At 65.3% G+C, this 20,545-nt stretch carries 11 protein-coding genes; 3 read left to right on the top strand and 8 right to left on the bottom strand.

The annotated features are described in order from the left end of the window. Positions 1-11: 11 nt before the first annotated feature. The 6 genes from EMQ25_RS02505 to EMQ25_RS02480 all read right to left on the bottom strand — a co-directional run bounded on the left by EMQ25_RS02505 (position 12) and on the right by EMQ25_RS02480 (position 8,625). Positions 12-1,367, bottom strand: a complete 1,356-nt coding sequence (locus tag EMQ25_RS02505; RefSeq protein WP_127186969.1) for a TolC family outer membrane protein — start codon at positions 1,365-1,367, stop codon at positions 12-14. 41 nt (positions 1,368-1,408) lie between these two features. Continuing rightward, positions 1,409-4,564, bottom strand: coding sequence for an efflux RND transporter permease subunit (locus EMQ25_RS02500; RefSeq protein WP_127186968.1), 3,156 nt, complete (start codon positions 4,562-4,564; stop codon positions 1,409-1,411). Between the two features lie 3 nt (positions 4,565-4,567). Continuing rightward, entirely contained in the window at positions 4,568-5,767 is a 1,200-nt protein-coding gene (locus EMQ25_RS02495) for an efflux RND transporter periplasmic adaptor subunit (protein WP_127186967.1), read from the bottom strand. 58 nt (positions 5,768-5,825) lie between these two features. After that, positions 5,826-6,284: a GbsR/MarR family transcriptional regulator gene (locus tag EMQ25_RS02490; protein ID WP_127186966.1), complete on the bottom strand. Its 459-nt coding sequence runs from the start codon at positions 6,282-6,284 to the stop codon at positions 5,826-5,828. A 138-nt stretch (positions 6,285-6,422) separates the two neighbouring features. Then, a complete protein-coding gene (locus EMQ25_RS02485; protein WP_127186965.1) occupies positions 6,423-6,893 on the bottom strand; it encodes an SH3 domain-containing protein in 471 nt (156 codons plus the stop codon). A 118-nt stretch (positions 6,894-7,011) separates the two neighbouring features. Then, positions 7,012-8,625 (bottom strand): aminotransferase class V-fold PLP-dependent enzyme, encoded by a 1,614-nt coding sequence (locus tag EMQ25_RS02480; protein WP_127186964.1) that lies wholly within the window; start codon positions 8,623-8,625, stop codon positions 7,012-7,014. Between the two features lie 209 nt (positions 8,626-8,834). Here EMQ25_RS02480 and EMQ25_RS02475 point away from each other — a divergent pair, with 209 nt between their 5' ends. Genes EMQ25_RS02475 through glgB form a run of 3 tightly spaced genes read left to right on the top strand, consistent with a single transcriptional unit; the run spans position 8,835 to position 16,473 of the window. After that, the gene (locus tag EMQ25_RS02475) at positions 8,835-10,922 is read left to right on the top strand and encodes an alpha-1,4-glucan--maltose-1-phosphate maltosyltransferase (protein ID WP_127186963.1); all 2,088 of its coding nucleotides are present in this window, start codon (positions 8,835-8,837) and stop codon (positions 10,920-10,922) included. 59 nt (positions 10,923-10,981) lie between these two features. Further along, entirely contained in the window at positions 10,982-14,260 is a 3,279-nt protein-coding gene (gene treS / locus EMQ25_RS02470) for a maltose alpha-D-glucosyltransferase (RefSeq protein WP_204569867.1), read from the top strand. After that, the gene (gene glgB, locus EMQ25_RS02465; protein WP_127186961.1) at positions 14,260-16,473 is read left to right on the top strand and encodes a 1,4-alpha-glucan branching protein GlgB; all 2,214 of its coding nucleotides are present in this window, start codon (positions 14,260-14,262) and stop codon (positions 16,471-16,473) included. The genes treS and glgB overlap by 1 nt, the downstream gene beginning before the upstream one ends. Before the next feature lie 86 nt (positions 16,474-16,559). On the opposite strand, the gene malQ is transcribed toward glgB, so the two are convergent. Both malQ and treZ read right to left on the bottom strand, forming a co-directional pair. After that, a complete protein-coding gene (gene malQ / locus EMQ25_RS02460; RefSeq protein WP_127186960.1) occupies positions 16,560-18,446 on the bottom strand; it encodes a 4-alpha-glucanotransferase in 1,887 nt (628 codons plus the stop codon). Then, positions 18,443-20,335, bottom strand: a complete 1,893-nt coding sequence (gene treZ, locus EMQ25_RS02455) for a malto-oligosyltrehalose trehalohydrolase (RefSeq protein ID WP_244606438.1) — start codon at positions 20,333-20,335, stop codon at positions 18,443-18,445. Before treZ ends, malQ begins: the two co-directional genes overlap by 4 nt. Between the last annotated feature and the right edge of the window lie 210 nt (positions 20,336-20,545).

Below are 20,545 nucleotides of genomic sequence, written 5' to 3'. Positions count from 1 at the left end.
TCTGCCGCCGCTCAGGGCGCCGGAACGGCGCGCAATTCCTGCCAGACGTCCTCGACGACCTGCACATAGGCCTGCCCATCCTCGACGGTCACCGGCAAGCCGAGATTGGTCGCGCTCAAGCGGCCGACCGAGGCAAGGAGGGTGTACTGGGCGATGACGCGGCTCGCATTGGCCTGCACCAGCGCCTCGCGCGAGGTGACGAGATCGGACTGCGCGTCGAGGACGTCGAGCGTCGTGCGGAGCCCCAGATCGCGCTCCTCGACGAGGCCGGAGACGAATTCCTGGCCCGAGGCGACAGCCGACTGGGCGGAGCTGATCTGCGCCTCGGAGTTGATCACCGTCGCCCAGGCGGTAACGATCGCCTCGCGGACTTCGTCATAGGAAGAGAGCGCGTCCACCTCGCTCTTGATGAGCTCGAGATTGGCCTTGCGCTGGCCCGCACCGAGCGAGCCGCCCTCATAGATGGGGATCGAAAGCGTGAGACCGATCTGGCCGCTCATGCCGCCCGGCCCGTCCGCCCCGAAGCAGCCGACAGCGCAGACCGAGCCGATGAGCTGCAGGGTCGGCCCGAACGCGGAGCGCGCGATGTCGGCCCCGGCTTGGGACGCCCGGATCGCCGCACGGGCGCTCTTGAGGGCGGGATGGTCGGCCTGCGCGGTTTCGATGGCCTCGTCGATCGATTGGGGCAGGAGGCCCTGATAGGTGAAGCTCGCCGAGAGGTTCTGCGGGGGCCGCCCGACCCAGCGCTGATAGCTCGCCTGGCTCGTCTGCAGGCTCGCGATCGCCGCCTGGTGCGCGGCGACGGCCTGAGCAAGGCGCGCCTCGGCCTGCGAGACATCGGTGCGCGTCCCCTCCCCGAGCCGCAGCCGGTCATTGGCCGAACCCACCTGCGCGCGGAAGAAGGCGATGTTCTCCTGTCGGATCGCGACGAGCTGTGTGTCGCGCACGACGCTCATATAGGCATCGACTGCCGAAAGCAGCACGTTCTGCTCGGCATTGGCGAGCGCATGGGTGGCGAGTTCGGAAAAGGCGCGCGACTGCTCGACCTGCCCGTCGGTCCGATGATTGTCGAAGATGGTCTGGGAGTAGTTGAGCCCGAGCGTGAAATTCTGGCTCGTCGAGAAGAGGTCGTCGGTGGCGCTGAACGAGGCGGTGTAGTTGGCCCCGAGGCTGATATTGGGCAGGGCGTCGGACTTGGCGATCGCGATGTCCTCGCCTGAGGATTCGACGCTGAGCCGGGCCGAGGCGATGTTGGGGTTGTTGGCATAGGCGTAGGCCAGCGCCTCGGGCAGCGTTTCCGCCCGCACCCCCATCGCACCGGCCAGCATCGTGGCGAGAAGCGCCGTCGTTCCCAATAGGCTACGCATAGGACCTGTCCTTACTCCACACCACTCATCGGCACCGGCCGCTACTCGGCCGGCCCCTCCAGCGTACGCGGCGCCGGAGCCGCGATCTGGTGCCCATGATCGTCGGGCGCCTTTGGCGTGAACCGGCTGACGAAACGCCCCAGCCCGTCCACATAGGTCAGCATCACCGGCACCACCACGAGCGTGAGCAGGGTGGAGCTGATGAGCCCGCCGATCACCGCATGGGCCATCGGCGCATTCTGCCCGCTGCCTTCATGCAGGCTGAGGGCGAGCGGCATCATGCCGAAGATCATCGCGAGGCTCGTCATCACGATGGGGCGGAAGCGGGTCACCCCCGCCTGCACCAGCGCATCGTAAAGGTTCGTGCCCTCGCGGGTGCGCTGATTGGCATTGTCCACAAGAAGGATTGCGTTTTTGACAACCAGGCCCATGAGCATGATGAAACCGATCATCGACATCATGTTGAGGGTGCTGCCCCCGACCAGGAGCCCGCCCATGACCCCGATCAGCGAAAGCGGCAGCGAGATCATGATGGCGATCGGCTGCAGGAAGCTGCCGAACTGGCTGGCGAGCACCAGATAGATGAAGATGACCGCGAGCAGCAATGCAGAGCCTGCCGCCGCGCCCGTCTCGGCGAGCTGCTCGGCGTCGCCGCCCTGGGTCGCCCGATAGCCTGCGGGAAGCTGGAGAGCATCGATGGCGGCCTGGATCTGCCCGGTGATGTCCCCGAGCGCTGCTCCCGAAATGTTGGCGGTGACGCTGACCCGCCGCGACAGGTCCTGCCGCGCGATCTCGCCCGGCCCCTCCGACTGGACGATCTCGGCGACCTGATCGAGCCGGATGAGCGCGCTCGAACCCGTCGCGCCGCTCTGGGCGATGGGCAGCGAGCCGAGAACTTCAGGCTGGTCGCGCAGCGCTTCGGGCAGGCGGACGACGACGTCATAGGTGTCGCCGTTCGGCGCGGTCCAGTCGGCCACCTGTTCGCCCCCGAGCATCGGGCGGAGCGTCGCCCCGATCTGGGCGAGGCTGACCCCGAGGTCGCTTGCCGCATCGCGGTCGACCCTGATGCCAAGCACCGGCTGTGCGTCATCGAGGCTGTTCTCGATATCGGCGAGGCCCTCGATCTGGCGCAGATCGGCGATCAGCGTGTCGGCGAGCCGCTCGAGCGTGTCGAAATTGTCCCCGAAGATGTTGATCTGGATGGGCGCGGCAACGCCGCCGAGCCCCCCGGCCGCGCCCACGGCATAATCGATCCCCGGGATCGTCGCGAGGGCGGCACGGGTCGGCGCGGTCATATCCTGCGGGCTGCGCTCACGCTCTGACTGCGGCACCATCGAAACGAGGATGGAGGCCGCGTTCTCGCCCATGGACTGGCCGGCATTGATGGTGGCGTAGGTGCGCGTCACCTCGGGGAACTCGTGCAGCGTGCGCTCGACCTGCCGCACTTTTTCGGTGGTGTAGGCAAGCGATGAGCCGACCGGGGTCTGGATATCCACCTGATATTCGCCCGTATCCGTCGCCGGCACGAATTCCACGCCCACCATGGGCACGAGAAAGAAGCTCCCCACGAACATGAGGAAGGCCATGCCGAGGGTCGTCAGCCGGTGCCGCAGGCACCAGCGCAGCACGCCGCGATAGGTCCCGGTGAGCCTGGTAAAGAAGGTGTCGAACCGCTGCACCACCCGGCCGATCGGGCCGCGCTTGGCATCGGGCTCCGCCGCGGGGTCGTACCAGACGCTCGACATCATCGGATCGAGCGTGAACGCCACGAACAGCGAGATCAGCACAGCGACCGAGACGGTGACCCCGAACTGCAGGAAGAACCGCCCCATGATGCCGTCCATGAAGGCGACGGGCAGGAACACCGCGACGATCGAGAGCGTGGTGGCAAGAACCGCAAGCCCGATCTCGTTGGTGCCATCGAGCGCCGCCTGCACGTGGTTCTTGCCCATGTGCAGGTGCCGCATGATGTTCTCGCGCACCACGATCGCATCGTCGATCAGGATGCCGACCGACAGCGAGAGTGCCATCAGCGACATCATGTTGAGGGTGAAGCCGAGGAAGTGCAGCACGATCATGGTGCCGATGATCGAGATCGGCAGCGTCATGCCCGTGATGATCGTCGAGCGCCAGGAATTGAGGAAGATGAAGACGATCACGACCGCGAGGATCGCCCCTTCCACGAGCATGTTCTGCACCGCATGGAAGGAGTCCTCGACCGGCACCGCATTGTCGCGCACGATCTCGATATGGACGTCGTCACCGAGCTGACCGTCCTGCATGCGGGCGATGGCGTGCCGGATGCCTTCGGCGACCGCGACGGTGTTGGCGCCCTGGACCTTGAGGATATCGACCGCAAGCGCCCGCTCGCCATTGATGATGGCAAGGCTTTCCTCTTCGGCCGCACCGTCCTCGATGGTCGCGACATCGCTGAGCCGCACCGGCTGACCGCCCTGGCGCGACACGATGATGTCGAGGAAATCCTCCGTATTGGCGAGGCGCCCCTCGACCTGGATCGACTGGACGAGCGAGCCTTGCCGCACCGACCCGGCGGGCAGGTTCTGATTTTCCTGCTGCAGCGCGTTCAGCACCTCCCCGATGCCGACGTTGAACGCGGCGAGGCGATCTGGGTCGATCAGCACGTTGAGCTGGCGGGGCACCCCGCCGATCACCGTCGCGCTGCCGACGCCGGGGATGATCGAGAGCTGGTTGACGACGACCGTGTCGGTCAGCGCTGTCAGTTCGCGCGGAGACAGGCGGTCCGAACTGATCGCGAGCGACATGACCGGCAGCGCGCCGGGGTCGAAGCGCAGCACCTGTGGGGAATCGGCATTGGAGGGCAGACTGCCCTCGATGGTCGCGAGCCTGTCGCGCACGTCTTGGGCGGCAGTCGCGGAGGCGACATCCATGTCGAACAGGATGATCACCATGGCCTGGCCCGAACGGGCCGTCGACTGGATGGTGTCGATGCCGTTGATGGTGTTGACCGCATCCTCGATGGGCCGGACGATGTCGTTTTCCACCGCCTCGGGCGAGGCGCCGGGATAGCTCGTCACCACCGCGACGACAGGCAGGTCGATATCGGGGAACTGCTCGATGGGCAGACGCTGGTAGGAGTAGATGCCGAACACCAGGATCGCCACCATGACCATGGTGGCAAAGACCGGGTGACGCACGCTGATGCGGGTAAGGAACATCGCCTAGAGCTCCACCATGCGGATCGCCATATCGGGCTCGACCTGTGCGAGGGGCGCTGTTACCAGCATGTCGCCCTCGGCGACCCCGCTCGTGATCTCGACGAGCCCGCCCCCCCAGCTTTCGCCGCGCGCAATGACCTGGCGATGGGTCCGGTCGGCATCGATCTTGAGGACGTACTCGCCCTCGGCGTCTTCGCGGATCGCGGCGGTCGGCACGGCGATGGCGCCATCCTTGGCGGCAACCACGACATTGCCCGTCGCGAACATGCCGCCGCGCAGGACGCCGTCGGGATTGTCGAGCGTCAGGTAGACGGGGATCGTGCGCGTGCCTTCGACCGCAACCGGGTTGATGCGGCGCACTTCGGCCTCGAAACTCCGGTTGGGCAGGCCCTCGATGCTGAGCGTCGCATCCTGCCCTTCGGCGATCTGTGCGCTGGCGGTCAGCGAGGCGGTGGCGCGCACCTCCATGCTGGAGAGATCGACGAGCCCCATCAGCGGGGTTCCGGCACTGATCGTCTGGCCCGGCTCGACGAGACGTTCGGAAACCACCCCATCGAACGGTGCCCGCACGGTGGCGTTCTCGATCGAGATTTCGGCGGTCTCGACCTGCGCCTCAAGCGCAGCAAGATTGGCGCGCAGCCCATCGACATTGGACTGGGACTGCTCGAGCGTGTTGGCAGGCGAGAGACCCCGATCGACCAGCGTCCGGGTGCGTTCGAGCTGGGTTTCGGCGAGCTCGAGTTGGGTCCGGGTCGCCTGGGCGGTGCTGCGCTGCTGGCTCAGCTGCACCTGGAAATTGCGGATGTCGACCTGCACCAGCACATCGCCGGCCGAGACGGTGTCGCCGGGCCGGAAATTGACGCTGTCGACCGGCCCGTTGACCTGCGCGGCAACCTGCGCCTGACGCATGGGAACGAGCGAGCCGGTGACGCGCACCGTGCGTTCGAGGCGGCGCGGGGCGATAACGGTGACTTCGGACGGGCTGATCTGCATGACCGGCTCGGCGATTTCGGCCTCCGCCGGCGCTTCGGGCGGCGTGCTGCCGGCGAGCACGAAATAGCCCCCTGCCCCGAGCGCGACGAGCGCCGCGAGGACGAACGGCCATTTCCGGCGCGGCCGCTTGCCGGCTGCGGCCCGCTCCAGGCGCTTGCGATCACGGCGCGTAAGAGCCCATTCGGGCTTGCTCGGGGTCATTTCGTTCATCTGGGCGGAAACCTGACGCGGTACAGTGTGTCGAATTGGGGATGGCGATGCGGCGCTTTTAGGACGAGACTTCCCGGACCCAGCGCTGCATGAAATCTGCGGACTGCCGGTAAAAGGAGACGAGCGCCCTCACCCGGGTCTTGGCCTCGCCCATCTCCTCGGGCAGCATAGCCTCGGCCTGTGTCATACGTTCGGCGGCGCTCGCCATGCGCGCGCTCACCGTCTCGAGAATGCTGACATGGGGCACGGGGATCAGCTGATAGTAATCCTGCCGATCGCCAGGCTGGGAGACGAGCTCCACCAGACCCTTTGTCGCGAGCAGCCGGGCATTGGTGCTGATGCTGGCGCGGCTGACCTGAAGGCGCGTCGCCATGTCCTGCAGCCCCAGGGGACGCCCTTCCATGAGGAGGAGGCCATAGATACGCCCTGCGATCCGTGGCGCGCCATCGCCCTGGAACTGCAATCCCATGAGCTCGATGAAATTGACGACCGGGTCGATTGGCGTGTGCTGTGTCATGGGCGGACGACTAGGCTCTTCGGATCGTTCAGTCAAGACTGAATGATCCGACATGTTTCTGAACCGGCGCTTAATGCACATGAAAAAAACCCGCAGGTCGGGGACCTGCGGGCGCTGTCATTCCGTGGTGAAAGCTGTCTACAGCGACTGGCTGCTGACGAAATTGGCATGCACCCATCCGGTCGTGCCGGCTGCGGTGCGGACCTGCCGCCATTCGCCTTCGGTGCCCACAAGCTCGACCGCAGTCCCACCGGCAAGCCGGTCGACCACCGCGCTGCCCGAGGACGCCCCGTCGCGCATATTGAGCACGTCTGCTGCCACGACGAGCCGTTCGGGCTCGGGTTCTGCAACCGGTTCAGGTGTAGCCTCAGCGACCAGCAGGGTTTGCGGTGCAGGTTCGGGCTCCGCACGCACCTGCACAAATTCCACCGGCGTCGTGGGCTTAGCCCACTCGCGCAGGGTGGCGATCATTTCGGCTTCCGCAGGCGGACTGGCAAGGCTCTCCGCCACTGCGCTGTCCACCGTGCCCTCGCCGGGGATCATTACCAGAGCAACGACCCCGCCAAGGACGAGTGCGGAAATCGTTCCGCGTCCAAATCTCATTCTCATGGCCTTGGTCCCGTCGAATTCTTCCAATGGCAATGGAAGGATTGGGACGGCCTATGGTTCCCCGATCAACCGGCTATGGTAAAATTGTGAATGCAAGGGGCATTCTCAGTCCATCGGTTCAGGCCGCAGCGGCGCCAACCGCAAACCAGCGGTCGACCTCGAGCGCCTCGGGCAGTTCGGTCTGGCTGTGCGGAATGCCGGCCCCGGCGGCGATGGCGGCGTCCGCTACAGCAAAGATCACGTCGCGAGAGGGCGGTACGGGGACGGCCTCCTCTCCTTCACCTTCGCCCCAGGCGCAGAGGGCAGAAAACTCCGTTGCCTCGGCGCACGCACCGATGCGGCACGTCCAGCGACCGGTGCGGAGATCGGGCGCGTAAAGGCCGAGCAGGGCCTTGGCGTGACGCGCAATGAAGGCGACGGCATCGATGATGTAGTCGATCTCGGCATCGTCGTGGAGGACATGGAAGCCGAGCCGCGTCCATCCGGGCCGGAACATGGGGAAGCCTTCAGCCACCCGGGCCTCGTAGCGCGCTGCGCCAGCCTCGTCGATGCCAAGGAGGCTGTGGCCATAGGGTCCGGCGCAGGAGCAGCCGGCCCGGGCCTGAATGCCGAAGAAATCGTTGAGGACGGCAACGACGAGCCCCGGATGCAGCACGCTTTCGCCGCATCTGATGACGAGCGCGAAAATGGCGAGCCGCTCCGCCTCGGTACCTCCGAGGATTTCGATCTCTCCAGTCGCGCCCCAGCGCGCGACAGCACGGTCGATGGCCTGGGCCTCGGCGCTGTGGATCGTGTCCGTACCGATGGCGCCCTTCAGTGCCATGACGAGACCTGCCCGGATGTCGCCGAGCACGTTGGGCGTCCCGGCCTCCTCGCGCCGCTCGATATCGGCGACATAGCGATGCCGTCCTGCCGTGACATAGGAGACGGTACCGCCGCCGGGCTGTGTCGGAACGGCGCTTGCAAAGAGCCTGCGGTCAGCGACGAGGATACCGGACGCGCCCGGGCCACCGAGGAATTTGTGAGGCGAGAACGCAATGGCGTCGATGCCGTCCCCTGCCTCGGGCGCACTCTCACCCATCGCAATGGGAATATAGGGCGCGCCAGCGGCGAAATCGGCAAAGAGCCATCCGCCATGGGCATGCATGAGCTTCGCGATCGCACGCAGATCCGTCTTGATGCCGGTGACGTTCGAGGCCGCTGAAAAAGCGCCGAGCCGCAGCGTGGCGCCCTTGTGACGCCCAAGCGCCTCTTCGAGCGTGCCGAGGCAGACCTGTCCATGCGGATCGAGCGGGATCCGCTCGATCAACGCGCCGCATTCGCGCCACGGCAGATCGTTGGAATGGTGCTCGAAGGGTCCGAGGAAGATCACCGTACCCGGGCCGGGCTTCAATGCGCCGACGAGCTTGCCGATACCGGCAGTTGCGCCTGCGCCGGCGAAGATGACCGCGTGCTCCTCACCGGCACCGACGGCCGCGCGGATTTCTGCACGCGCAGCCTCGCGCAGGCGCGTCGTCTGCATGCCGGTATAGGCCGTTTCGGAGTGGGTGTTAGCGTAATAGGGCGCGACATGCCGCGCCAACCGTCGCTCGAGCGCCGGCAAAACCCGCCCCGAGGCGGTGAAGTCGGCATAGACCATGGGCCGCGGACCGAGCGGGCCCGGCACGACGCGCTGCGCCTGTCGATAATCCTCGCGCAACCACGAAACCAGCGCGTCTCCGGTCAATCCCATGAAACCACCCCAAACGCCAAACGATGCCTGTTTCAGAGCATAATGAGGTACCACGTGCTAATCAAGCTATCATTTTGAGCATGCAATGCTATCGAATTGACATTCAGAAGTCATTTCTTGCTTCCCGGCTTCGACAGCGGGCGCCGTAGGTCGAAACCAATCCCGACCTTGCACATTAGCCTTCTGCATGCACAGACCGGGGGCACTTCATGGCGGAACGGACCAACCAACCGATCACGCGGGCAAAGACGGCGCGTCCGCGGCGTAGCAAAACCGAGCAGGCGCCCGTCAGCGCGCCACTCGACCGGGTGGCCGAGCTTGAGGCGCTTTCCGCGCTCGCCGCCCGCCGCATCGCAATTGAAGGCATCGATCCCGAAATCGACGGCGGTCGCTTCCCGGCCAAGGCCGTGGTCGGCCAGCCTGCAACGATCGAGGCGGACATCTTCCCCGATGGCCACGAGGTCATCGACGCCGCGCTCCTTACCCGCCCCAAGGGCACAGAAAGCTGGACGGAGACCCCTTTCGCCATCCTGGTCAACGACCGCTGGCGCGCCGAATTCACCTTCCCCGAAAACCGGATGTACGAGTTCACCATCATCGCCTGGCGCGACCTCTACGCGACATGGCGCAAGGAGGTGATGAAAAAGCATGCTGCCGGGCTCGACATCACCCTCGAGCTCGAGGAAGGCCGGCAGATCATCGAGAGTGCGGCGACCCAATCCGCTCATGCGAGCGAGACCGATCGCGCCGCGCTCGACGCGCTCCTGACCGCCTTCGAGGGCGTGACGGAGAACGAGGATTGCCTGTCGCTTCTCACCGACCGGACGATTATCGAGGTCATGAAGCGGGCCGGCCTGCGCACCGATCTGACCGTTTATGAGCGGATCCTCGAGATATTCGTCGATCGGCGCGCAGCCGCCTTCAGCGCCTGGTACGAGCTGATGCCGCGTTCGCAATCTGGCGATACTGAAGTGCACGGCACGTTCGACGACGTCATCAAACGGCTCCCCTATGTCCGCGACCTGGGATTCGACGTCCTCTATTTCCCGCCCATCCACCCCATCGGACGCACCAATCGCAAGGGCCGGAACAATACCCTGACCCCCGGTCCCGACGATCCGGGCAGCCCCTACGCGATCGGCTCGGAAGATGGCGGGCACGACGCCATCCACCCCGAACTCGGCAGTTTCGAGGATTTTGCGCGCCTCGTTGCCGCGGCGCGCGCGCACGGGCTGGAGATCGCGCTCGACTTCGCCATTCAGTGCTCCCCCGACCATCCCTGGATCAAGGAGCATCCGGACTGGTTCGACTGGCGCCCCGACGGCACCATCAAATTCGCCGAGAATCCGCCCAAGAAATACGAGGACATCGTCAACGTCCATTTCTACAGGAAGGCGATCCCCGACCTCTGGTATGCCCTGCGCGACATCGTGCTGTTCTGGATCGAGCGCGGCGTCACCATCTTCCGCGTCGACAATCCGCACACCAAGCCCTTCCCGTTCTGGGAATGGATGATCGCGGACGTGCGCGCCCGCCATCCCGAAGCGATCTTCCTCGCCGAAGCGTTCACCCGGCCAAAGGTGATGAAGCGGCTCGCCAAGGTCGGTTTCTCCCAGAGCTATTCCTATTTCACCTGGCGCAATCTCAAATGGGAGCTCGAGCAGTACCTGACCGAGCTCACGACCGAAGACTGCCGGCATTACATGCGGCCGAACTTCTTTGCCAACACGCCGGACATCAACCCGGTCTACCTGCAGCATTCTGGGCGTCCGGGCTTTCAGGCCCGGCTGATCCTCGCGGCGACCCTTGCGGGCAATTACGGCATCTATAACGGCTTCGAGATTTCCGAAGCCGCTGCCGTCCCCGGCAAGGAGGAATACCTCAACTCCGAAAAATACGAGATCCGCGTCTGGGATTTCGACCAGCCCGACAATATCGGCTGGGACATCAGGCTCATCAATCGCCTGCGGCGCGAGCACGAGGCGCTGCAGCATTTCACCAATCTCAAATTCTACACGGCCTGGAACGAGAACGTCATCTACTACGGCAAGGCGAGCACGGAAGGCACCGAGCTTTTCCTCTTCCATGTGTGCCTCGATCCGCACAACGCCCAGGACACTCATTTCGAAGTGCCGCTCTGGGAGTTCGGCCTGCCCGACGATGGCACCGTGGACGTCGAGGACATGGTGAGCGGCAACCGCTTCACCTGGACCGGCAAGGTCCACCAGCTGCGGCTCGACCCGCACCACAAGCCCTACGCCATCTGGCGCCTCACTGCCCCCGGAGCACATCGCTGATGGACAAGCCCCTGAACGAACCGAACACCGCCCGCGCCGGCACGAGCCGCGTCGACGGCATCATCGATCGCTCCGATACCGAGTGGTACAAGGATGCGGTGATCTACCAATTGCACGTCAAGGCGTTCCAGGACGCCAATAATGACGGGATTGGGGATTTCGCCGGACTGATGCGCCGGCTCGACCACGTGCAGGAACTGGGCGTCACCGCCATCTGGCTCCTGCCCTTCTACCCCTCGCCGCTCCGTGACGACGGCTACGACATCTCGGACTACCGCGCGATCAACCCGTCCTATGGCACGATGCGGGACTTCAAGGCGTTCGTCGCCGAAGCGCACCGCCGGGGCCTGCGCGTCATCACCGAGCTTGTCATCAACCACACCTCCGACCAGCATCCCTGGTTCCAGAAAGCGCGTGCGGCAAAGCCCGGCTCGGCCGCCCGCGACTTCTATGTGTGGAGCGATACCGACACCAAATTCCCCGAGACCCGGATCATCTTCACCGATACCGAGACCTCGAACTGGACCTGGGACCCCGTCGCGGGCGCCTTCTTCTGGCACCGCTTCTATTCGCACCAGCCCGATCTGAACTTCGACAATCCGCGCGTCCTCGAGGAAGTCCTCAAGGTCATGCGCATGTGGCTCGACATGGGCGTCGACGGGCTCCGGCTCGACGCCATCCCCTATCTCATCGAGCGCGAGGGCACCAATAACGAGAACCTGCCCGAGACCCACGACGTTCTGAAGAAAATCCGCGCCGAGCTCGACCGCAACTATTCCGACCGCATGCTGCTCGCCGAGGCCAATCAATGGCCCGAGGACACCCGCCCCTATTTCGGCGAGGGCGACGAGTGCCACATGGGCTTTCACTTCCCGCTGATGCCGCGCATGTACATGGCCGTGGCGCAGGAAGACCGCCACCCCATCACCGACATCATCCGGCAGACGCCCGAAATTCCCGAGCCCTGCCAATGGGGCATCTTCTTGCGGAACCATGACGAGCTGACGCTCGAAATGGTGACCGACCAGGAGCGCGACTATCTCTGGCGCACCTATGCCGAGGACCGGCGCGCGCGCATCAATCTCGGCATTCGCCGGCGCCTGGCGCCGCTCATGCAGAACGACCGGCGCAAGATCGAATTGATGAATTCGCTGCTCATGTCCATGCCCGGCACCCCCATCGTCTACTACGGCGACGAGATCGGCATGGGCGACAATTACTACCTCGGCGACCGCGACGGCGTGCGCACCCCCATGCAATGGTCGGCCGACCGCAACGCCGATTTCTCGCGGGTCAATCCCCAGCAGCTCTACCTGCCGGCGATCCTCGATCCGGTCTATGGCTATCAGGCCGTCAACGTCGAGAGCCAGCAGGGCGACCCCTCTTCGCTGCTGAACTGGATGCGCCGCATCATCGCCGTCCGCCGTCAGCACAACGCCTTCGGCCGGGGCACGATGACGCTCCTCTACCCGCGCAACCGCAAGGTGCTCGCCTATGTCCGCGAGCATGAGGGCGAGCGCATCCTCTGCGTCGCGAACCTGTCGCGCGCCGCGCAAGCGGTGGAGCTGGACCTGTCCCGCTTCAAGGGCGCGGTGCCGATCGAGCTCATGGGCCACTCGGCCTTCCCGCCCGTTGGCGATCTGCCCTATCTCGTGACCCTGCCCGCCTACGGGTTCTTCTGGTTCCTCCTCGCCGAGGAAGCCGAGGCACCGCGTTGGCACGAGCAGCTCCCTGAAGTGCTGCCCGAATTCATCACCCTCACCACCCGGGACGGACGCCTGCTGACGGCGCTGACCGGACGCGAGAAGCGACAGCTCGAAGCCGACACGCTGCCGCAATTCCTGCCGCTGCAGCGCTGGTTCGGCTCCAAGGACGAGGCGATCAGAGCGGTCACCCTGACCCCGCTCGTCGAACTCAAGGACAGCGAGCACGCCCTGGTCGTCATCGACGTCGAGATTGATGGCGAAACTCAGCGCTATTTCCTGCCCATGACGGCGCGCTGGGGCGAGGAGAACCTGCAGATGGGGGCGCCCAAGCTCTCCTATACGCTCGCCAAGCTGCGCAAGGGCCCGCGCACCGGCGCGCTGGTCGATGGCGTCCATGACGAAGCTCTGGCTGAGACCCTGCTGACTGCCATGCGCGAGGGCCGGACGCTCGACGCTTCGGATGGCGAGATCGTCTTCGAAAATACCGAGGCGCTCTCTGCGATAGAGGAACTGGGCGAGCCGCGGCCGCTCGGCGTCGAGCAATCCAACGTTTCGATCGCCTATGGCGACAAGCTGATCCTGAAACTCTATCGGCGCCTGCGCGCCGGCGAGCAGCCCGATGTCGAAATCGCGCGCTTCCTCACCGAAGAGGCCGGCTACCCCAATACGCCAGCCTTCCTCGGCGCCATCGAGCACCGCCCCGAAGCCGGCGAGCCGACGACGCTTGCGGCCGCCTTTGCCTTCGTCCCCAACCAGGGCGATGCCTGGAGCGTCGTCACCGATGCGCTCCACCGCGATCTCGAAGAGCATGCGCTACGCTCCGACAGCGGCGAGGCCGTTCGCGCACCCGACGAGGAGGGTGCCGATTTCTCGATGACGCTCCTCATGGGGCGCCTGCTCGGCCAGCGTACGGCCGAACTGCACAAGGCGCTTTCGATCGACACCGAAGATGCCGACTTCGCCCTCGAACCGCTCGAAAAGGCGACGGTAAAGGCCTGGTCGGACGATGCCGTGCGCGAAGCCGAAACCATGCTCGATCGGCTGAAGGCCGAGCGTGCCAATCTTTCGGACGAGGCGGCAGCGCTTGCCGAAGACATCCTCGGCCTCAAGGCGACGCTCATCGAGCGGCTGAAGGCACCGGTCAAGATGACGCCGTCGGGTGCGCAGTCGCGCATTCATGGCGACTTCCACCTCGGCCAGGTGCTGGTCGCCCAGGATGACGTGATGATCATCGACTTCGAGGGCGAGCCCAAACGCAGCCTCGCCGAGCGCCGTGCCAAATCCTCGCCGCTCCGCGACGTCGCGGGGATGCTGCGCTCGTTCCACTATGCGGGGTCCACCGCTCTCGCACGACGCCGCTTCGCCACCGGCACGATCTCCGAGGAGGGCCGGGCGCGCGCCGACGCGTGGCAGGGGCAGGTGACGGCCGATTTCCTCGAGGCCTATCGCCACCATGTCGAGGGCGCGGCGTCCTATCCGACCGACCCTGCATTTGCCCTTGCGCTGCTTGATCTCTTCACCCTCCAGAAGGCGATCTACGAGATCGGTTACGAGCTCGGCAATCGTCCCGACTGGGTCGACATTCCGCTTTCGGGCGTTCGCGACCTGCTGATCCGAAAAGGCCTGAACTGATGCAATCCGACCCCACGACACGTCCGTCCGCCTATCCCTCGGACGTCGAGGCGGTCGTGCGCGGCCGCCACGGCAATCCCTTCGTCGTCCTCGGCATGCAGGGCGGCAATGGTCGGCCGATCGCCGTCAACGTCTTCGCCCCGCAGGCGGGCGAAGTGGAGGTGATCGATGCCGAAAGCGGAGAGTGCGTCGCGCTTCTCGAGCGCATTCACCCAGAGGGCTTCTTCTCGCGCTTCATAGACGGGCGCGAGGTCAGGTTCCCCTACCGGCTGCGGATGCGCGCCGGAGCGTTCGAATGGGAGGTCGAGGACCCCTATCGCTACCCGCCCATTCTCGGCGAGCTCGACGACTACCTGCTGGGCGAAGGCCGCCATCTCGAGCAATACCGGAAGCTGGGCGCTCACCCCTGCACGCTCGAGGGGACGGACGGGATCGCCTTTGCGGTCTGGGCGCCCAACGCCCAGCGCGTGAGCGTTGTGGGTGATTTCAACGCCTGGGACGGTCGCCGTCATCCCATGCGCAAGCGGATCGGCGTCGGGGTGTGGGAGCTCTTCATCCCCGGCCTCGGCCGCGGCGAGGTCTATAAATACGAGATCATCGGCGCCCATGGCGAGCGCCTGCCGCTGAAGGCCGATCCGGTCTCCTTTGCCCAGCAGCATGCGCCCGAAACCGCTTCGATCGTCCACGGCCTGCCCGATCATCACTGGCGCGATGGCCACTGGATGGAGACGCGGGCAGAGGCGCAGGCGCTCTCCGCGCCCGTCTCGATCTATGAGGTGCATCTGGGGTCCTGGCGCCGCGGCGCCAACAACGAAATGCTCGACTACGATGCGCTTGCGGCCGAGCTCGTTCCCTATGTGACCGAAATGGGCTTCACCCATATCGAGCTCATGCCGATCAGCGAGCATCCCTTCGCGGGGTCCTGGGGATATCAGCCCATCGGGCTCTTCGCCCCGACGAGCCGCTTCGGAACGCCCGAAGCGTTCGCCCGCTTCGTCGACCGGCTGCACGAAGCGGGGATCGGCGTCATCGTCGACTGGGTGCCCGCGCATTTCCCGTCGGACGCGCACGGGCTCGTCCGCTTCGACGGCACCGCGCTTTACGAGCACGACGACCCGCGCCTCGGTTTCCACAAGGACTGGAACACGCTCATCTACAATTTCGGGCGCAACGAGGTCTTCAACTTCCTCCTCGCCAACGCGCTCTTCTGGCTCGATCGGTTCCATATCGATGCGCTGCGCGTCGATGCGGTCGCCTCGATGATCTATCTCGATTATTCCCGCCAGCCCGGCGAATGGATCCCCAACCGTTTCGGGGGCAATGAGAACCTCGAGGCCGTGTCTTTCCTGCGCGAGATGAATGCCCAGGCCTATGCCCGTCACCCGGGGATCCAGACGATCGCCGAGGAATCCACGGCCTGGCCGGGCGTGTCACGCCCCGTCGACCAGGGTGGGCTCGGCTTCGGCTACAAGTGGAACATGGGCTGGATGCACGACACGCTCGACTATATGAGCCGCGATCCCATCCATCGGCGTCATCACCAGGGCCAGCTGACCTTCGGCATCCACTACGCCTTCACCGAAAACTTCGTCCTGCCGCTGAGCCATGACGAGGTGGTCCACGGCAAGGGCTCGCTGCTCGGCAAGATGCCTGGCGACCGCTGGCAGAAATTCGCGAACCTGCGAGCCTATTTCGCTTTCATGTGGACCCATCCGGGCAAGAAGCTCCTGTTCATGGGCGGGGAGTTCGGCCAGGCCCGCGAATGGAACCACGACCAGTCCCTCGACTGGCACCTGCTCGACGATCCGCTGCACCAGGGCGTGCAGGCGCTTGTTGCCGACCTCAATCGGCTTTATCGCGCAACCCCTGCATTGCATGAGCGCGATTGCGATCCGGAGGGGTTCGAGTGGATCGATGCGAGCGACGCTGAGAATTCCGTCTTCATCTTCATGCGCAAGGGTTTCGAGGGGAGCCCGCCGGCCATCATCGTCTGCAACATGACGCCGGTGGTGCGCAGCGAGTATCGGATCGGCGTGCCGTTCGGCGGACGCTGGCGCGAGGTGCTGAATTCGGATGCCGAACGCTATGGCGGCTCCAATGTCGGCAATGCCGGCCATCTCAATGCGCTCGATGAAAGCTGGCACGGCCGACCGTCATCGCTGAGCGTCACCCTGCCCCCGCTGGGTACGCTGGTCTTCGTCCCCGACAATTGAGTCTTCGATCAGGCACTTGCGCCCGGAAGCGGATTCTCCAGCAGAACCGCAACCGGGCGCAGATTTGATGCTGCAATGGCGCCGTGTCAGCGCGGACGCTCGCGGGCCATGGCACCGGTGAGCGCGAGAAAGAGCCCGTGGCCTTCGAGGTCTTCGAGCGCTACGGGCAGCTTGATCTGCCAGTTGGGATAGGCGTCCACGGTGCCGGGCAGATTGACCGGGTCGCGCTGACCCACCAGGTCCTCGAGCCGCACGGCGAGCATGCGGGACGGCGTCCGCGCCAGCATGACGTGCACGCCAAGCACGAGCGCCTCGGGGAGATCTGCATCGCGGTCGGTTACCGCCCGGCGCGCTGCGTCCGCATCGGCATCGGTCATGATGCCGTAATGAACGAGCCCGGCGAGCAGCTGCTCCCGCTCGGTGGCGCGTTCGGCCAGATGCCGTGCGGCGCTTTCAGCCGACATCAGTCCATGGGTTTCCCGCAAGGGCATGTCGTCGCCCCGCCACCATCCGACGATAGTGGGCAGATCATGGGTTGAAAGACAGGCCAGAGCTTCGCGCGGATAGTCCCAGGGCGCGATGAAGCCGTCCGGATTCCGCTCGAAATAGAGGATGCGGTAGGAGAGGATGGCCGCGATCTCCATGAGGTCGCGGAAGCCTTCGGGCACGTTGCCCAGATCCTCCCCGATCACCACCGTGCGATGGGCGTGCGATGCCTGCGCCACCACCCCCACCATCTCCTCGATGGGGTAGCGCACATAGGTGCCGCGCGAGGGCGGCTCGCCATGGGGGACGAGGAAGAGCTGCCAGAGCGCCATCGCGTGATCGATCCGGAGCGCGCCGGCATAGCGCATGGAGCTTGCCATCATGTCGCGGAAGGGCGCCCGTTGATGCCGGTCGAGCGCAGCCGGCGACAGCGGGGCGAGCCCCCAATCTTGTCCGTCGGTCGCGAAATAATCGGGCGGCGCACCGATCGAGACCCCACGCATGCAGAGGCTCGGATTGCTCCAGGTGCCCGATCCGTCGGGCGCCTCTCCGACCGCGAAATCGAGATAGAGGCCGACCCGCATGCCTGCCGCGATGGCTGCCGCCTGTGCCGCTTCGAGCTGCACGCTGGCGAGGAACTGCAGCCACACATGGAAGCGCACTTCCGCCGCATGCTCGACTGCGAACGTAGCGACCTCGGCGCTTTCGGGATCGTGCAGCGGCTCGGGCCACCCTTCCCAGCCACTGCCCAGACCCTCCGCGGTCTTGGCTTCCGAGAGCGCTTCGAAAAGGCCATGGCGCTCGAGCAACACGCCTTCTCGCGTCCGGAAGGCCTCGAAATCGGCGTGGCGATAGGGCTCGGGCAAGCCGTCGAGGGTTCGCCACCGATCGAAGGCCTGCCGCAGCGCGCTGCGCTTGAGGGCGGCGACGCCCACATAATCGACCGCAGGGAGCGCACGAAGCCGCGCGATCTCGTCCCCATCGACCATTGCAGGATCAAAGCCCGGCACGTCATCGACGGCGATATAGAGCGGATTGAGGAAACGCCTGGTGGAGGGGAAGAACGGGCTCCGCCGATTCGGATCGGCCATGAAGGGCGCGTGCAACGGGTTGGTACCGAGAAAATCCGCTCCTGCCCGCGCACCGATGGCGCCGAGACGGGCGAGATCGGCGTAGTCGCCGATGCCCCAGTTGCGCTCCGAGCGCACCGCATAGAGCTGGATGGCGATACCCCAGCATTTGCCCTCCTCGAGCCAGTCCGGGACGAAGCATCGCGTGCCCGGCCTCAGTTGCATCACGACCGGCTGGTCATCGGGAGCCTCCGCCAGCGCCCGAGCGAGCGCTTCAGGCGAGGAGACGTCCATGCCCATGGCGGCAAGGATTCGCTCGCGCGTCGCCTCCGGCACGTCATGGGCAGTGCCGTCTATCCCCCAGTACCGGCCCATCACGTGATAGCGGGAGGCGAGCGCGTCGAGCGTATCGTTCATAGGGTCACCAGATCCTGATGTTCACCACCAATGGTAACGACGATGGTGCGCGCGGGCAGATCGCCACGCTCCTGAAGGCCCTTCAGCACCTCGTCGGAGGTCGCATAGACCACTTCTCCCGCCAACACCGTCTTGGCGCGGCGTGGTTCGTCGTCGAGATTGGCCACCATGTGCAGTACGGCTCCCGTCAATCGCCAGCTGACCGAAACGAGCCCGTCCTCGGCTTGTTCCACCGTGCCGCTATTGGGCCCGACCGCATAGAGGTGGGGCACGATCCGCTCGTGCCTCAGCTTTATGAGGCGCTTGGTCAGCGCCATCCAGCGCTGTCCCGCTTCGGTATCGAGGCAATCCCAGTTGAGCCGGGAGGCCTCGAACGTGCCCTGCGCATTGGGATCGGGCACATGCTCGAGATTTTCGGCATCGCCGTGGAACGCCGCGAAGCTCGCAAATTCCCGGCGCCGCCCTTCGCGCACCGCATCGGCAAGTTCGCCCTTGAAATCGGTGAAGAAAGCGAAGGGCCGGGTCTCGCCCCATTCCTCGCCCATGAAGAGCAGCGGAATATGCGGGGATAGCAGCAGCATGGCGAGCAGCGTCTCGACCATGTTGCGGTCCGCAAGGTCGATCAGCCGCTCCCCGAAGGCGCGGTTGCCCACCTGGTCATGGTTCTGGATGAAGTCGACGAACGCCGTCGGAGGCAGATGACCGCTCGGAAATCCGCGCGGCTCGCCATCCCGAAGCCGCGAGGGTTCACCCTGATAAGCGAAGCCTTCGGCAAGGGAGCGGGCAATCTGCCACCAGTGGTTCTCCACGAAGTCGACGTAATAGCCCTCGGTCTCGCCCGTTGCGATGGCGTGTGCAACGTTGTGGAAGTCGTCGTTCCACTCGCCGCTGAACAGAACGACTTCACCCCGCTCGCCACGCTCGTGGTAGTGGGTGACGTTACGGTTGTCCTCGGTGGTGAGGTGAATGGCGCGATCGGGATAGGCCGCCCGGATGCGCTGGCCGATCTCGACCAGGAGTTCGGGATCGGAGGCCTCGTCATGAATGTGGTCGACCGCATCGAGCCGCAGCCCGTCGAGCCGGAATTCCTCGAGCCAGTAGAGCGCATTCTCGATGAAGAACTCGCGCACCGGGCGCTTCTCATAGGCAATCGCATTGCCCCAGGGCGTGTGCCGCTCAGGGTGGAAGAAGTCGGGCGCATAGGCGGAGAGATAATTCCCCTCCGGACCGAAGTGATTGTAGATCACGTCGAGCACCACGTTCATGCCGCGCTCATGGGCGGCATCGATCAGCGCCTTCATCGCCTCGGGCGTGCCATAGGGTCGATGCGGAGCATAGATCAGCACCCCGTCATAGCCCCAGCCATGCCGGCCCTCGAACTGGCCCACCGGCATGATTTCGATGGTGGTGATCCCCAGATCGGCCAGGTGATCGAGTTTTTCGATGGCCGCCTCGAACGTGCCTTCGGGCGTGAAGGTGCCGATATGCAATTCGTAGTGGACAGTCTCTTCCCACGGCCGTGCCGTCCAGCCGGTCGCCCGCCAGCGATAGGCGTGCGGGTCAACGACGATGGAAGGACCGTGAACGTCCCCGGCCTGCGCGCGGGCCGCCGGATCGGGCACGCTCGACCCATCATCGAGAACGTAGAGATAGCGCGCCCCCGTCGGCACGCCGTCCACGATCGCCTCGAACCATCCATCGGCCTTGCGGGTCATCGGATGCTCAACGTCCTCGATCCGGACCTTGAGGGCGTTTTCCCCGGGCGCCCAGAGCCTGAAGCGGACCCTTTCGGGCCCAACCATCATCGCGCCCCACATCGTCTCGAAGGCGTGCCGTTCGCTCGCGCGCCCAGCTTTCGCCGGCGCGTCCATGCTTGCTATGTCACTCATGTCCTGCCCCTTGCTGGCGCGACGAACCCGCTCCGTCGCGCGTGCCTTGGTCGTGACACAATGCTAGAGCGCCACACTGGTTCGGAGATAATGCCATAGACCGGCCGCTTCGTACGACCTTGACCGTGCATGCCGGCCATGTGGCCACCGGGAAGGTCCCTCGCGCTTGCGCCCCTCGCACGAGCATGCCACAGCGAACGCGATGAGCCG

Origin of the sequence: Arsenicitalea aurantiaca (assembly GCF_003994485.1) — a bacterium.
Taxonomy (GTDB): domain Bacteria; phylum Pseudomonadota; class Alphaproteobacteria; order Rhizobiales; family Devosiaceae; genus Arsenicitalea; species Arsenicitalea aurantiaca.
This window is presented reverse-complemented; position numbering and strand designations above follow the sequence as displayed.

What these genes read in the sequence shown, in the direction of transcription:
- EMQ25_RS02485 (WP_127186965.1), bottom strand. Translation starts at nt 6,893, where the DNA reads ATGAGAATGAGATTTGGACGCGGAACGATTTCCGCACTCGTCCTTGGC.
- EMQ25_RS02480 (WP_127186964.1), bottom strand. Translation starts at nt 8,625, where the DNA reads ATGGGATTGACCGGAGACGCGCTGGTTTCGTGGTTGCGCGAGGATTAT.
- EMQ25_RS02495 (WP_127186967.1), bottom strand. Translation starts at nt 5,767, where the DNA reads ATGAACGAAATGACCCCGAGCAAGCCCGAATGGGCTCTTACGCGCCGT.
- EMQ25_RS02475 (WP_127186963.1), top strand. Translation starts at nt 8,835, where the DNA reads ATGGCGGAACGGACCAACCAACCGATCACGCGGGCAAAGACGGCGCGT.
- treZ (WP_244606438.1), bottom strand. Translation starts at nt 20,335, where the DNA reads ATGAGTGACATAGCAAGCATGGACGCGCCGGCGAAAGCTGGGCGCGCG.
- malQ (WP_127186960.1), bottom strand. Translation starts at nt 18,446, where the DNA reads ATGAACGATACGCTCGACGCGCTCGCCTCCCGCTATCACGTGATGGGC.
- glgB (WP_127186961.1), top strand. Translation starts at nt 14,260, where the DNA reads ATGCAATCCGACCCCACGACACGTCCGTCCGCCTATCCCTCGGACGTC.
- EMQ25_RS02490 (WP_127186966.1), bottom strand. Translation starts at nt 6,284, where the DNA reads ATGACACAGCACACGCCAATCGACCCGGTCGTCAATTTCATCGAGCTC.
- EMQ25_RS02505 (WP_127186969.1), bottom strand. Translation starts at nt 1,367, where the DNA reads ATGCGTAGCCTATTGGGAACGACGGCGCTTCTCGCCACGATGCTGGCC.
- EMQ25_RS02500 (WP_127186968.1), bottom strand. Translation starts at nt 4,564, where the DNA reads ATGTTCCTTACCCGCATCAGCGTGCGTCACCCGGTCTTTGCCACCATG.